This is a genomic window from Lactococcus formosensis (assembly GCF_018403745.1).
In the GTDB taxonomy this organism is placed as follows: domain Bacteria; phylum Bacillota; class Bacilli; order Lactobacillales; family Streptococcaceae; genus Lactococcus; species Lactococcus formosensis.
In genome coordinates this window covers 1-14,808 of sequence record NZ_BOVP01000006.1, presented here as the reverse complement: position 1 = coordinate 14,808, position 14,808 = coordinate 1, and the positions used below count along the sequence as shown (strand labels likewise).

Genomic DNA, 14,808 nt, shown 5'->3' with positions numbered 1-14,808 from the left:
ACCTTGAAATATGGTATAATGAGACAAAGATTATAAATAAAAGAACAGGAAGGTATTTGTTTGGCTAGACATTCCGTAGAATTTAAGTTGGAAAATCCAGAAGATGCAGTTTTACTTTTTGGTTCACAGGATAAAAATGCACAGTTGATTGAATCTCAACTTGCTGTTGATATAAATTATCGCGGGGAGCGCGTACAGATTTTTGCTGATAATGAAGTAGCGCCTGAGCAGGCACGTAAAGTTTTACAGGCTCTTTTAGTTTTGATTTCTCGTGGTTTACCTGTTCATAGTTCTGATGCGATGATCGCAGTTAAAATGGTGCTTGAAGATAACATCGAAAATTTCATCACACTTTATGAAATTGAACTCACTAAAGATGCTGTTGGTACGCCAATTCGGTTAAAAAATGTGGGGCAAAAGCTTTATGTAGACAGTGTGAAACAGCACGATGTCGTCTTTGGCATTGGTCCTGCTGGGACTGGGAAAACTTTTTTGGCTGTCGTTATGGCAGTTCAAGCATTGCGTAATGGTCAGGTAAAACGAATTATTTTGACACGTCCAGCCGTTGAGGCTGGTGAAAATCTGGGGTTCTTACCGGGAGATTTACAAGAAAAAGTAGATCCCTATCTGCGCCCTGTTTATGATGCCTTGTTCCAGATTTTAGGAAAAAATGCAACAGAACGTATGATGGAGCGTGGGATTATTGAAATAGCACCTTTAGCATATATGCGCGGGCGTACCTTAGATGATGCCTTTGTTATCTTGGATGAAGCACAAAACACAACAACGATGCAAATGAAAATGTTCTTGACACGTTTAGGCTTCAACTCAAAGATGATTGTTAATGGTGATATTTCACAGATTGATTTGCCTGCTAAGGCCAAATCTGGTTTGATTGACGCAAAAGAAAAACTTTCTGGTTTAAATAGTATTGATTTTGTCTACTTTACAGCTAAGGACGTTGTCCGTCATCCTGTTGTAGCTCAAATTATTAATGCTTACGAGAAAAAAGGAGAGTAAGATGTCTGAAGGTTATGTTCTCGACTTACGTAAAATAGTGGGCCCGCGCCCACTTGTCGTTGCATGTGCCAGCATAATTATCTATAATGAAGATGGAATCTTGCTGCAGAAACGTAAGGATACAGGGTGTTGGTCTTATCACGGCGGTTCAATTGAACCTGGAGAAACAGCGGAAGAAGCTGCAGGCAGAGAGCTTTTTGAAGAAATAGGTTTGACTGTAGAAAACATGGAGTTATTTACCGTGTGTTCTGGAGAGGAACAGCATTTCTGCTATCCAAATGGTGATGAAGTACATATCGTGGATACTGTTTATGCCAGCAAGGATTTTTCAGGACAAATGGTTTTTGAAGAAAGCGAAGTTCTGGATGCACAATGGTTTGCATTTGACCAATTGCCAGAAAATATTATGCCTTCGACAAGAACACCGCTCTTAGATTTTGCGAGAAAAATGAGAGAGAACATCGAAAATATATAAGGGAAAAGAATGTATATAGAATTAGTTGATGAAACGGAAAAAGTTTCAAAAGAAATTATTGAGCAAACTGAAAAGTTATTAAGCTTTGCTGCAGATTATATAAAGCTTGCCGACTCAAAAGAAATGTCTGTTACTTTCGTTGATAATGCACGTTCACAAGAAATTAATCTGGAATATAGGGAGAAAGATGCACCTACGGATGTTATCTCGCTTGAATATAAACCGGATGAAGATGAGTTTTTCTTTGATGAAGATATGGATATTCCAGAAGAGTTGATGGATGAGCTTGATCCTTTTATTGGTGAGCTCTTTATCTCAATCGATAAAGCTGCCGAGCAAGCAGCAGATTATGGACATTCCCTTGAACGTGAATATGGCTGGTTAGCTGTACATGGCTTCTTACATATTAATGGCTACGATCATTATTCTCCAGAAGAAGAAGCAGAAATGTTCGGACTTCAGGAGGAGATTTTGACTGCTTATGGACTTAAAAGATAACGAAAAAGATGTAAAAATTTTTAATAAGGAAGACTTTGCAGACGGTGACGTCCCTGAGAATACTCAGCGTAAGCGTTGGAAAAATACGAATGTTATTTCCAGTATGGAGTTCGCAATCACGGGTATCTGGACAGCATTTAAAGAAGAAAGAAATATGCGCAAGCATACACTTTCTGGTGTTCTGGCTTTAATCTTGGGTGTTGCTTTGCAAATTCGAGAATTTGAGTGGCTCTTCCTTTTTCTTGCCATCTTTTTGGTTTTTATGGCAGAGCTCTTCAATTCAGCTATTGAGAATGTGGTTGATTTGGCTGCTGATTACCAGTTTCATTTGCGCGCTAAAAGAGCTAAAGATATGGCCGCGGGAGCTGTTTTAGTCATTTCTGGTTTTGCCGTGATTGTTGCTGCGTTTATCTTCTTACCTAAAATTTGGCACCTATTTTTTTAAAGTCAACGACACAAAGAGAAGGTTTTGATTTCCTGAGCCCCTCCTTGTTTTAAGACAGCTATAGCATGTTGGAGCGTTCGACCGGTAGTATAAACGTCATCCACCAGTAAAATTTTATCTGGTACTTTTACCCTTGCTTTTAAAGTAAAGGTATTTTTGTTTTTAAGACGTTCATTTCTGGTACGTGTATTTTGTGTAGGGCCTTCTTCTTTTTCTAAAAGAGAAGAGAAGGGAAGGGAGTGTAGAAGTGCAATAACTTGATTGAAGCCCCTCTCCTGAAAACGTTGCTTACTCACAGGAATTGGAACAATTGTATAGCCTCTTTCTGTTTTAAAATATTTGTTAAAAACATGATGTAGGCGATAATCTCCCATAAATTTATAACGACTAAAGAAGTCTTCCATAGCTGTATTATAGGTAAAGACAGCTTGATGATTTACAATAATGCCTTCCTTTTCCCAAATCTTGCAGTCAGAGCAGACATCTTTTATGTCTGGCTTATAGCAGCGGCTGCAATAAGGAGTAGTAATCTGTTGAAACTGATTGTGACAACTTGTGCAAATTCCGGGAGAGGGTAATTTTAAGAGCAAAAGCTGATGAAAGGTGGGTTCAAGAGTGTACTCAGCATGGCAAAGCAAACAAATCATTGGAAACCTCCTGCTTTATTCATATTTCTGATATCTTTATAAGCTTCCAACATTGCTGTTGTTTTTCCTAAATGAAAGAAAATCACTTTGCCGTCAGGTCTTTCGGTACTTCGACCTACTCGTCCGGCAATTTGGATGAGGCTTGATCTTGTGAAATTATGGTGGTGACTTTGAAATACAAAAACGTCAACCTTAGGGAAGGTTACGCCACGTTCTAAAATAGTCGTTGAGACAAGGATAGAAACTTTTCCGTGTCGAAAACGTTCCACAGACTCTAAGCGTTCAAGACTCGTTGATGCAACAAAGGCAATTTCTTCATGAGGAAAACTGCTTTGTAAGTCTTGGCACAGTTTTTCTCCCAGCCTTATTTCAGGGGCAAAGATAAGTAATGGTAAACCAGATTCGCGTTGTTTTTTGATCATCTTGTAAAACTTGCTCTGCCAAAAAAATTGCGGAAGTACTAGTGGAAAACCATGAAAGCGTCGGGGAAGTTGTAACTTTTCGATTTGCCCCAACTTGACTTGTTTTTCCAAATTGTTGGTGGTTGTTGCAGTAAGATAAATCAAGCTTGAAGAAGGTTTTCGAGCTTGAGCCAGCGCAAAATAAAGCATTTCATTATCTGGAAATGGAAAAGCGTCAACTTCGTCGAGAATGAGTAAATCAAAGGCATGACGAAAACGTAAAAGCTGATGTGTGGTTGCAATTACAAGAGGAGAACGGCTGTATTTCTCACCCTTTCCATGCAAAAGCGAGATGGGACAGGAAAAATCCCTCTTTAAGCGATAGTAAAGTTCTAGACAAACATCAATGCGTGGACTCGTCAAACCCACAGCTTTTCCTTTCTTTAAGGTGGCATCAATGACTTGATAAATCATTTCCGTCTTTCCTGCCCCTGTTACAGCCTGTACCAGCACTGTTTTTTGCTGCCGATGCAGATTAAGTAAATTATCGGAGAGATATTGCTGAGGACCTGTGAGCTTTCCTTGCCATTTTAGACAAGAAACTGCAGTAAAATTTTTCTGTGGAAGGTGATAAAGTTTTTCATCAGAGCGAACACGCCCCATCTGAATACAATGCGGGCAATAATAAGCACCAACGGGGAGATAAACCTCTTTTTTCTTACTCTTTTTACCACAGCGGTTACACATGATAATCGTTTTTGAAACTTCTTTCATACCATCAAAAAGTATGACTTCGTCTGGTATTTTCGTCAATTCTTTTTGCAGAAGAAGTCTACCGTATAATTCATTCATATCTTTAAGACGAAAAAAGTCGCATGTTTTCACTATTTTTGATAAAATTTATTTATGATAATTACCATAAAAGAGGATTTCACTGCAGAAGAAGAAATCAAAAAATCGCGCTTCATTTGCCATTTGAAGCGCGTTTATACTGAGGAAGAAGCACGATCCTTTATTTCAGAAATCAAAAAAGAGCATCATAAGGCAAATCATAATTGTTCAGCCTTCACTTTAGGCGACCGTCAGGAAATTCAGCGTTCAAGTGATGATGGAGAACCTTCTGGCACAGCTGGTGTACCTATGCTGGAAATTCTTAAGAAAAGAGAAATTACCAACGTTTGTGCAGTTGTTACTCGATATTTTGGGGGTATTAAACTCGGTGCTGGTGGTTTAATCCGTGCATACGCGGGGAGTGTCGGTCATGCTCTAGATCAGGTTGGTTTGGTCAAATTTGTCACACAGGAGCAATTAATCTTGACTCTTGATTACGGGAACTATGACGGGCTGCAACGCTTTTTGAGCGCCCAAGGCTTAATTATCTCAGAAAGTGAATTTCTCTCCGATGTTACGGTCAAGCTCTTTGTTGACTTGGATAAGTCCGACCAACTTTTGGCCGATTTGATTGAACAGTTCAGTGGAAAAATTTCCGTGGCAAAAGGGGACAAGCACCTGGTGGAAGTTGATATTTAGAAAAAGGAATTTATGAAAATTTTTAGAAGCTCGTTTATTGTTAGTATTATTGCATTGATTATTGCTTACCTCTACGCTGGATGGGATGGCTTAATGATTACAGCTATCCTAGCGGTATTGGAAATTTCACTTTCCATGGATAATGCCATTGTTAATGCACGTATTTTGGAGCGTATGAGCCATGCTTGGCGTAAAATATTTTTGACGGTGGGGATTTTGATTGCTGTTGTGGGGATGCGTTTGGTCTTTCCGCTTTTGATTGTTGGTGTCTCCGCAAAACTGGATCCGATAAGCGCCATGCGCTTAGCTTTAGAAAAAGGTGATCCCAGTGTTCCAGGGACCTACGGTTATATTTTGCACCATGCGCATCCTTCAATCGCTGCATTTGGTGGTATGTTTCTTTTGATGCTTGCACTTGGTTTTTTCTTTGATCAAAGGGCACATACATGGCTAAAATTACCCGAGAAAGTCTTGCAACAGATTGGCCATTTCCCCGCAGCAAATGCGATAATTTCAATGCTTATTCTTTTATTGACTGCTGAATTTATTGCAGCTGATGCACACACTGTTCTTTTCTCAGGTGTTTTGGGGATTGTAACTTATATGTTGGTGAATGGCTTTGGCGATATGATGACCGAGCATATGCCTACCGAAACAGCAGGTCAGACGACTTACGCTGTGGGAAGAGCAGCTTTCTCGCTCTTCCTTTACCTCGAAGTTATTGATGCTTCCTTTAGTTTTGATGGTGTTATTGGTGCCTTCGCTATTACCTCAGACCCTATTATTATTCTACTTGGACTCGGTGTTATCGGGGCAATGTTTGTCCGCTCACTGACCCTTTACTTGGTAGAAAAAGGAACACTGAATGAACTTGTTTATTTAGAACACGGTGCGCATTGGGCGATTCTTACCTTAGCCATTCTGATCTTGGCAAGTATCCATTGGGAAATTGGTGAGGCAGTGACAGGTTTACTTGGCGGGATTATTATCGTGTTATCCTTTATCTCAAGTATTATTTACAATCGAACACATTAATCAAATAAAAAAAGTTGCACCCCTTGTGCAGCTTTTTTAATGTTGTACGGTATTTTCTTGAATGAATTGGAGGGTTTGCTCGTAGCAGAGTTGTGCTTCTTTCGTACGGTAATCAAATTGGTACTCATGTCCAATTTTTTTATTGGAATCACTAAAGAAAAGCTCGGATACAGGAACGTTTAACTCCCTTAAACGCTTTGCCAATGCTTCACCTTCTGGAGCGAAACTAAGAGTATTTCCATCCGTAATATAAGTGGGCGGATAGTTTTCTGTTACGGCTGGAACCACGCTTGCTTGTTTTAGATGTGTATCGGTTTTCCAATCTGTTGTACCTAAGAGTGACCAAGCCACAGTTTTGGTGAATGCTTTAAGCAATAAATTATTTGAGTTATCATGTGCCTTTTCCTGTAAGTTTACAGGGCCGCAATAAGAGATGACACCTTTTAAATTTTGCTTAGTGAGGAGGGGGCGAAGTTTAATGCGTTCGCATAAGGTTTATTGGTTTGGATAGCTGCATATTGGGCTGCAATTTGGGCACCAGCGCTATCACCTCCAAGAATAATTTGAGTGAAATCAAGAGAAGGATATTTATCTTGATGATGGAATAAATCCTTTATCAATTCGTTTATTTGCTGAACTTGGCTGGGATATTGTGCATCAGGTGCAAGTGCATAATTAGGACAGATAACAGCAACTTGAGCATCATGCGCAATCCTGGTGGCAAATTCTTTAACATCAGTTTTATTTCCTCCGACATAAGCACCACCATGAACCCAGATAATTACTGGAATAGGGCCTTTGGTATTTTGTGGCATGTAAATGTCAAAGGTATTTCTTTTTTTGTCTGAATTATAGCTGATGTCACTTTTCAAAAGGACCTTTTTCTTGTTAGCCTCATAGGTATTTTGATCTGTTATCTTTCCGCCACTTTTAGCAAAAAGACGGTTGATCACAAATGCTCCGGGACGTGGGGAGATATTAAACACCAGTACCACTCCTAAAATTAATACCACAAGAAAGCCTAACAATAAACTTATAATCTTAAATATTTTTTTCATGATGGACTCATTATATCAAATTATTGCATGATGCAAATGATTTTTGAAACAGGGTTCAGCAAGCTGAATCACAGTTTTAGTGCTTTAAATCTGAAACTTTAAAAACTTAAAGCCTAGCCTTGACATTTCGAACAAAAAGGACTACAATTTTAAGGTAAAGCAAGCGACTCGGGACAGTGAAAGCCGAGATTTAAAATGGCCCAAAATCATCGCAATACGAATGAAGTAAAAAATAAAGGTGGAACCGTGCATAGCACCCTTTGTCTTAGGACAGGGGTATTGCGCGGTTTTTATATTATTTTAAGGAGTAGAATATTATGATGAATCCAGCAGAAATACTGGCTGCAACTATTCACCATGGACAAGAAAAGGTCAAACGACCGATGTTAGAGAAAGCTGTACTTGGCTTTATTGGAGGAGCGTTAATTTCTTTAGGTTATCTGCTTTATATCCGTGTCATATCCAGTGTAGTCGATGATCTTGGAAGTTTGGCAAGTTTTATCGGTGCAGCAGTGTTTCCTATTGGTTTGATTGTTATTCTCATGGGCGGTGGCGAGCTCATCACATCGAATATGACGGCTGTTTCTGTATCATTCTTTGCAAAGAAAGTAAAGTTTTCAGATTTGCTCAAAAACTGGATTGTCATCACGATTTTTAATCTTCTGGGTGCCTTCTTTGTGGCTTTCTTTTTTGCACACATTGTTGGGTTGACTAGTACAGGTGTGTACCGTGAGGAATTAATCACCGTTGCGCACTCGAAAATAAATGCAACTTGGCTTCAGACTTTGGTTTCTGGAGTAGGGTGTAACTGGTTTGTAGGCCTTGCGATGTGGCTTTCTTACGGAGCCAAAGATGCGGCTGGAAAAGTAATGGTAATCTGGTTCCCGACAATGGCTTTTGTGGCGATTGGTTTCCAGCACAGTGTGGCAAATGCTTTTGCCATCCCAGCAGCAATTTTTGAAGGTGGCGCAACATGGATGGAATTCATCCGCAATTTCAGTCTTGTCTATGCTGGAAACATCATCGGTGGTGTGATTTTCGTTGCTGGTTTCTACTTCCTTGGATATAAACGCCAAATGAATGAACTTAATAAATAATAAGGAGAATTAAATGTCAAATAATAAATTATCATTTCAAGATATGATTCTGACTTTGCAGGCTTTTTGGTCTAAGCAAGGTGCAAACTTGATGCAAGCCTACGATAACGAAGTTGGTGCAGGAACGATGAGTCCTTATACTTTCTTGCGTTCAAATGGTCCTGAACCTTGGTCAGCGGCATATGTTCAACCTTCACGTCGACCTGCAGATGGACGTTATGGTGAAAACCCTAACCGCCTTTTCCAACACCACCAATTTCAAGTGGTGATGAAACCTTCGCCAAAAAATATCCAAGAACTTTACTTGGAAAGTTTAGCTGCCTTGGGTATTGATGCTTTGGAGCATGATATTCGTTTTGTTGAAGATAACTGGGAAAATCCATCAATGGGTTGTGCCGGTATTGGTTGGGAAGTTTGGATTGATGGACAAGAGTGTACACAGTTTACTTATTTCCAACAAGTTGGTGGTATTGAAGTGGATTCTGTAACTTCTGAAATTACTTATGGTCTAGAACGCTTGGCAACAGCTATTCAAGAAGTTGACAGTGTCTACGATCTTGAATGGGGAAATGGCGTACTCTATGGTGATATTTTCAAAGAACCAGAATTTGAGCACTCAAAATTTGCTTTTGAAGAGTCTGATCAAGATATGCTTTTAGACTTGTTTAACAAGTACGAGGCAGAAGCACTTAAATTACTGGACTTAGGTTTGGTTCACCCTGCTTATGACTTTATCTTGAAGAGCTCTCATACCTTTAACCTTTTGGATGCACGTGGTGCTGTTTCTGTAACTGAACGTGCGGGTTATCTGCACCGTGTACGTACAATGGCGCGTAAAGTTGCCAAAACATTTATCGAAGAACGTGCTAAACTTGGCTTCCCACTTTTGAAAGATGAAGATTTACGTGAGAAATATTTGGGAGAAAAAGGGAAGTATACAAAAGTTCTGGCACAATTGGCAGAAGAACAGGAGGCAAAATAATGGCAAACTATTTACTCGAAATTGGCTTGGAAGAAATGCCAGCCCACTTGGTAACACCTGCAATCAATCAATTGGCAGAACGTCTTTCGGACTTTTTGAATGAAAACCGTTTAGAATTTGATGCTATCCGCAAATTTTCAACACCACGTCGTTTGGCTGTTTTGGTGGAAGGACTTGCTGAAAATTCCGAAGCAATGGACGAAGAAGTCAAAGGTCCATCTGCTAAAATTGCTAAAGATGCTGAAGGAAACTGGTCAAAAGCCATTCAAGGTTTCTCTCGTGGACAAGGCGTAACACCTGACGAATTGGTCCTCAAGGGCGATTACTATTTCGCAAACAAACATATCGCGGGCGTAGCTGCACAAGAAATATTGACAAAAGTTGGCGATGAAGTCATTTCTAAAATGCAGTTCAAAACTTACATGAAATGGGGAAATAATAGCTTCCTTTTCGTGCGTCCAATCCAATGGATGATTTCTTTACTAGATGCCGAAGTGGTTCCCTTTGACATTCTTGATGTGACTGCAGGAAATACAACACGTGGTCACCGCTTCCTTTCAAACCAAGTATTTACGCTTGAACATGCGACAGATTATGCCAAAGTTTTGACTGATAATTTTGTTATGGTTGATGCTGGAGCACGTAAAGCTGAGATTACCCAACAAATCAAAAAAATTGCAGTTGAACGTGGCTGGAAAGTTGAGCTCTCAGACGAAAAACACGTTGAACTTCTTGAAGAAGTCAATAACCTAGTCGAGTACCCAACAGCTTTTGTCGGAAGCTTTGACGAAAAATATTTAGCAGTTCCTGAAGAAGTTCTGGTTACGTCAATGCGTGATAACCAACGCTATTTTGAAGTTTATACTGCAGATGGCAAGCTTGCCCCGCACTTTATCTCCGTGCGTAATGGTAATGCTGGAGGCATGAAGAATGTCATCTTAGGTAATGAAAAAGTTTTGGTTGCTCGTTTGGAAGATGCTGAGTTTTTCTGGAAAGAAGATCAAAAATTAAACATTGCAGATCTTGTGAAGAAACTTGAAAATGTAACTTTCCATGCAAAAATCGGTTCAATCACAGAACATATGGCCCGTACAAAAGCTATTGCAGCACATCTGGCAGATATTGCCAATCTGACAGAAACTGAAAAGACGGATGTAGCGCGTGCAGCAGATATTTACAAATTTGACCTTTTGACAGGTATGGTTGGTGAATTTGATGAACTTCAAGGCGTTATGGGTGAAAAATATGCTCTTCTTGCAGGTGAAAATGCTAATGTAGCAGCAGCAGTTCGTGAGCATTATATGCCTGTATCTGCTGAAGGGGATTTGCCGGAAACTGCTGTCGGAAGTGTTTTGGCTGCTGCAGATAAAATCGACAGCATTCTTTCATTCTTTAGTGCAGGCTTAATTCCCTCAGGCTCAAATGACCCTTACGCTTTGCGTCGTGCAGCGCAAGGATTGACACGTATTATTGAAAAATTCAACTGGCACTTTGACTTTTCTGAGTTTATCGCCGCACTTGATTATGAAAATAAAGAGCAAGTTATTGATTTCCTCAAAGGTCGTGTGCAAAAACTTCTACTGGATAAGAAAATCCGTCACGATATTGTTGAAGCAACAATTGCGGCAGATACAATGGATATTGCTAACATGATGGAAATTGCGCCAATGCTTAACAGTTATAAGGACGAAGAAACTTTTAAACCAGCTATTGAAAATATTTCACGTGTGATCAACTTGGCGAAAAAAGCCGATCATGTCGGTACGGTTTCTTCTGAACTCTTTGAGAACGATGCTGAAGGCATGCTTTACGAAGCTACAGAAGAACTTAAAGCAGGTTGGGCAAACTTGTCTGCCTCTGAAAAATATGATATTCTTGTCAACAAAGGTGTTCCAGCTATTAACAATTTCTTTGAAAATGTAATGGTTATGGCAGAAGATGAAAAAGTACGCCACAATCGTCTGGCCTTGCTTACAGAGCTGTCAGCACTTACAGGAACAATGGCTGACTTTAGTTTAATCAATACAAAATAAGGAGGATATTGGTCTTATGGCAATCACAAATGAACAAGTAGAACGTATCAATGAGCTTGCACGTAAACACAAAGCAGAAGGACTAACAGAAGCCGAAACTGCAGAACGTGCTGAATTGCGCCGTATTTATCTTGATAGCGTACGTGAAAATCTCCGCGGTCAAGTTGAAGCAGTAAAATTGGTGGATGAAGATGGAAAAGACATCACACCAGAAAAACTTAAAGACATTCAACGTGCCAAAGGTATGCGCGATTAAAGCTGGTCGAGCATTGTGCTCGGCCTGTTTTAATATGCTCCCAGATTAGCTCCTGAAGGAGTTAATGCTGCTTGAAAATTCCTATGAGAATTTCTAGAGCACCTTATTGGTCAGGAATCTATCTTGACAAATTGATAATGTTAGATGACAATTCCTATCAGAATTGCCTGGGCATTTTATTTAGGCAGAAATCAAGTTAGTTTGATTTCTGCACCCTTGTTATTATTTAGACAGGTAAGAGGAATTACTTTTAATGAAAAATATAAAAATTGGAATATCAAGATGGGCTATACTTTATGCCGTATTAGCTCTTGTGATTGGGGTAATCATTGGAGCTGTTGATGCTTTATTTGGGCGTGGCTTGATTTATATTACTGAAACACGTGATGCACATCCCTTGTATTTTCTTCCTTTTTTAGCATTAGCTGGTCTTTTGATTGTTTATGTTTACCAACGTTTTGGTAAAGAGAGTCAAAAAGGAATGGGTCTAATTTTTGAAGCTGGAAATAAGGGGCGAGAAGATATCCCTAAACGCTTAGTGCCCTTGATTATCTTTTCAACTTGGCTGTCACATCTCTTTGGTGCAAGTGTCGGTCGAGAAGGAGTAGCTGTCCAGATTGGTGCTACGATTGGTCATACAGTGGGAAGTAAACTATCTTCCAAAGAAGCACAAAAAGTGCTCTTGATTACGGGGATGGCAGCTGGTTTTGCAGGACTCTTCCAAACCCCTATTGCTGCAACTTTCTTTGCTATTGAAATCTTGATGGTGGGCAAGATCGAATATATGGCTCTCTTCCCCGCCCTGGTCGGTTCTTATGTAGCTAGTGCGACTTCTCATGCTTTAGGCTTAGAAAAATTTTCCTTTGCGGTCAATACCGACTTAACTATTGATCCGTTGGTGCTTCTAAAGCTTCTTATCGTGGCCATTTTTTTCGGCTTAGTCGGTCGCATCTTTGCCCAAGGTTTAGCCTTTATGAAGACTTATATGGCGAGCAAGCTATCTAACCCTTATCGCCGCATTTTACTTATGGGTCTGATTTTGAGCTTGGGTCTTATCTTTATCCATCTTGATCGTTATGCAGGACTAGGGACGAATCTAATTTCGATGAGTTTTAATGGGCAGCATATCAATGCCTACGATTGGCTTCTGAAGCTGCTCTTTACGGTCTTAAGTATTTCAGCAGGTTTTCAAGGTGGGGAAGTGACACCGCTCTTCGCGATTGGTGCAAGTTTAGGTGCGACCTTGGCTGTACTTTTGGGCTTACCTGTCGGCTTAGTTGCTGCTGCCGGTTATGTTTCCGTCTTTTCTTCAGCAACAAACTCTTACTTTGCTTCCATATTCATTGCTGCAGAAGTCTTTGGCTTCGGTACGGTCCAATATATCTTACCGATCGTTACAATCGCCTATATTCTCAATGGCAATGCTTCGATATACGCACAAGGGAAACTCAACTTAGATGTTTAAAAAAGAATGAGACTTTTGGTCTTATTCTTTTTATTGTCTATTTTCGTATGTCTAGAATGAGCAATTTTTGATCACAAATTATAGTGAAGTGATAAAATAGAATAAGAATATGAAAACGCCTACGAAAAAATATTGGCTTAGAAAAGAAGAGGTCAGCTGTGAATATTGAAGCTTTACTTGAAAAGAAAGAGCAAATACAGGTTAAGATTCTACGTCAGTTGGTCATCAAACATGATAAGGTAACAGCACAAGAACTGTGTGATTGGGTAAATCTCTCGCGTCCATCAGTTGAAAGTTACCTAGAGGACATCTCTTATCTGGGAAAGGTGATGGGGACGCCTATGGAAGTTCTGCGACAGGATAATAAACTTGTCCTAAACATGGCGGACACCCAGAGCTTAGATGAGATTATTAGTTTTTTAATCCACGATAGCGTCAAATATCGTTTGCTTCTCTTACTTTTTGAACAAAAGAATTATATGATTTTTGAATTGGCAGAAGCCTTACTACTCAGTGAATCTACCTTGTTTCGCAAAATTAAAGAGCTCAATAAACTTTTAGAAGAGTTCGAGATTCAAATCAAAAACAATAAGTTGGTGGGGGAAGAAAGTCAGATTCGTTATTTTTACTATTTGCTATTTGACTCGATTCATCCTAATTTTCGTCCAGAGTTGCTTCAAGTCACGAAGTTTCAAGTTGATTTTGTTCTGCAACTCGAAGAAAGCTTAAAAGTTAATTTTTCGGCAAGCAGTCAGGATAAACTTTATCGTTGGTTAGCAATTACAGAAAAAAGGCGCAAGCTTATAGATATCCAAGTCACTAATTCTTTGGAAATAAAGAAAATCTATCAAGATGACCACCTTTATCAGTTGTTGGACTCTCTTTTTTACCAATATATTTATGATAAACAGAGTAAGAATAATTGTGAGACAATCTTCTTCTACAGTTTTATCTTATCCTTTTTTATCTTAGATAAAGAAAGTTATTATCGCTTTGACATCTTTCGTAGTAAAAAGATCCCTACAGTGCTTTTGAATATTTCTTTAAGAGAACGTATGCTTAACCACTACCGCCCTCATCGTTTGGGTTTTGAAGAGGAAAAAGCCATCAGTTATCAGCTGGCTCAAGTGAATAATAAGTTCGCTTTTTTCCAAGGCAGCCTCTTTACTAAGAGCCAAGAAGCTTTACTGTTGCATAAGCAAAACTGGGTTGATAAAAGTTTTCAGGATTTACTTGATAATCTTAAAAACATTGCCTTAAGTTATATTCCAAAAGAACAGGATTTGCCTGAACTCATCTTTGGCTATCGTAATGCTTTGATGTTACTTGAACTTTTATCTGCTCAACAACTGACGGTGGCTTATGACTTGTCTGATACGCCAGCTTATCAAATCCCTATGGAACACTATCTTAAAAATCGTCTTAGAGCAGTAGAAAAGATAAAGCTAGAGCATTATCATGAAGGTCAGAGTTACGATCTGCTTATCTCAAGTAAAAGAAATGACAGTCGAAAGTTTGTCTATATTCTTTCCGAGTTTTCCAGCGATTATGACTTTGAAGAGTTACTGACCTGTATCGAAGCCTTGAAGAAAGAAAAATTTCAAAAGAAAGCAATTCTCACTTGAGAATCAGAATAGAAAAAGAGGCAGTCTGTCTCTTTTTTATTTGTTTATATGGAAATAATTTTGCTTTTGTTAACAAAAATATTACAATGATGTTATATCGGTGTCTTTTCGTTAACTGAAAGATATCTAGAATTGACAGGAGTAATATTATGTCTTATAATCTAGCAGCACAGCACAGCACAGCACAGCACAGCACAGCACAGCACAGCACAGCACAGCACAGCACAGCACAGCACAGCAC

General features: G+C 39.3%; 14 protein-coding genes and 1 pseudogene. 12 read left to right on the top strand and 3 right to left on the bottom strand.

Features of this window, described 5'->3' with window-relative positions:
- Positions 1-60: 60 nt before the first annotated feature.
- From KJS37_RS07745 to KJS37_RS07730, 4 genes are read left to right on the top strand one after another with little or no spacing between them, the layout of a single operon-like run.
- Positions 61-1,020: a PhoH family protein gene (locus tag KJS37_RS07745; RefSeq protein WP_004257953.1), complete on the top strand. Its 960-nt coding sequence runs from the start codon at positions 61-63 to the stop codon at positions 1,018-1,020.
- A 1-nt stretch (position 1,021) separates the two neighbouring features.
- Entirely contained in the window at positions 1,022-1,495 is a 474-nt protein-coding gene (locus tag KJS37_RS07740; RefSeq protein WP_213432720.1) for an NUDIX hydrolase, read from the top strand.
- Positions 1,496-1,504: 9 nt separating this feature from the next.
- Positions 1,505-1,993: an rRNA maturation RNase YbeY gene (ybeY, locus tag KJS37_RS07735; RefSeq protein ID WP_014024619.1), complete on the top strand. Its 489-nt coding sequence runs from the start codon at positions 1,505-1,507 to the stop codon at positions 1,991-1,993.
- Positions 1,977-2,438 carry a diacylglycerol kinase family protein gene (locus KJS37_RS07730; RefSeq protein ID WP_017369707.1) on the top strand — a complete coding sequence of 154 codons (462 nt, stop codon included), beginning with the start codon at positions 1,977-1,979 and terminating at the stop codon, positions 2,436-2,438. The genes ybeY and KJS37_RS07730 overlap by 17 nt, the downstream gene beginning before the upstream one ends.
- A 2-nt stretch (positions 2,439-2,440) precedes the next feature.
- On the opposite strand, the gene KJS37_RS07725 is transcribed toward KJS37_RS07730, so the two are convergent.
- On the bottom strand, positions 2,441-3,085 hold the full coding sequence (locus tag KJS37_RS07725) for a ComF family protein (RefSeq protein WP_213496709.1): 645 nt from the start codon (positions 3,083-3,085) through the stop codon (positions 2,441-2,443).
- Positions 3,082-4,338 (bottom strand): ATP-dependent helicase ComFA, encoded by a 1,257-nt coding sequence (locus KJS37_RS07720; RefSeq protein ID WP_213496707.1) that lies wholly within the window; start codon positions 4,336-4,338, stop codon positions 3,082-3,084. The genes KJS37_RS07725 and KJS37_RS07720 overlap by 4 nt, the downstream gene beginning before the upstream one ends.
- Before the next feature lie 54 nt (positions 4,339-4,392).
- On the opposite strand from KJS37_RS07720, the gene KJS37_RS07715 reads away from it, so the two are divergent.
- Together KJS37_RS07715 and KJS37_RS07710 are read left to right on the top strand one after the other, a co-directional pair.
- Positions 4,393-5,016, top strand: a complete 624-nt coding sequence (locus tag KJS37_RS07715) for a YigZ family protein (protein ID WP_213496705.1) — start codon at positions 4,393-4,395, stop codon at positions 5,014-5,016.
- 12 nt (positions 5,017-5,028) lie between these two features.
- Entirely contained in the window at positions 5,029-6,051 is a 1,023-nt protein-coding gene (locus tag KJS37_RS07710) for a DUF475 domain-containing protein (protein WP_017369703.1), read from the top strand.
- A 36-nt stretch (positions 6,052-6,087) separates the two neighbouring features.
- On the opposite strand, the pseudogene KJS37_RS07705 reads toward KJS37_RS07710, so the two are convergent.
- A pseudogene (locus KJS37_RS07705) lies at positions 6,088-7,109 on the bottom strand (alpha/beta hydrolase).
- 317 nt (positions 7,110-7,426) lie between these two features.
- Between KJS37_RS07705 and KJS37_RS07700 the strand changes: the two are divergent.
- From KJS37_RS07700 to KJS37_RS07675, 6 genes are all read left to right on the top strand, one after another.
- Complete coding sequence (locus KJS37_RS07700; protein ID WP_213432715.1) at positions 7,427-8,206, top strand: formate/nitrite transporter family protein; 780 nt, start codon at positions 7,427-7,429, stop codon at positions 8,204-8,206.
- 13 nt (positions 8,207-8,219) lie between these two features.
- Positions 8,220-9,188: a glycine--tRNA ligase subunit alpha gene (glyQ, locus tag KJS37_RS07695; RefSeq protein ID WP_017369700.1), complete on the top strand. Its 969-nt coding sequence runs from the start codon at positions 8,220-8,222 to the stop codon at positions 9,186-9,188.
- On the top strand, positions 9,188-11,221 hold the full coding sequence (gene glyS / locus KJS37_RS07690) for a glycine--tRNA ligase subunit beta (protein WP_213496703.1): 2,034 nt from the start codon (positions 9,188-9,190) through the stop codon (positions 11,219-11,221). The genes glyQ and glyS overlap by 1 nt, the downstream gene beginning before the upstream one ends.
- 16 nt (positions 11,222-11,237) lie before the next feature.
- The gene (locus tag KJS37_RS07685; RefSeq protein WP_004257921.1) at positions 11,238-11,477 is read left to right on the top strand and encodes a DUF896 domain-containing protein; all 240 of its coding nucleotides are present in this window, start codon (positions 11,238-11,240) and stop codon (positions 11,475-11,477) included.
- Positions 11,478-11,730: 253 nt separating this feature from the next.
- On the top strand, positions 11,731-12,942 hold the full coding sequence (locus KJS37_RS07680; RefSeq protein ID WP_213496701.1) for a voltage-gated chloride channel family protein: 1,212 nt from the start codon (positions 11,731-11,733) through the stop codon (positions 12,940-12,942).
- A 158-nt stretch (positions 12,943-13,100) separates the two neighbouring features.
- Positions 13,101-14,567, top strand: a complete 1,467-nt coding sequence (locus KJS37_RS07675) for an AcpB/EbpR/MafR family transcriptional regulator (protein ID WP_213496699.1) — start codon at positions 13,101-13,103, stop codon at positions 14,565-14,567.
- Positions 14,568-14,808: the final 241 nt, after the last annotated feature.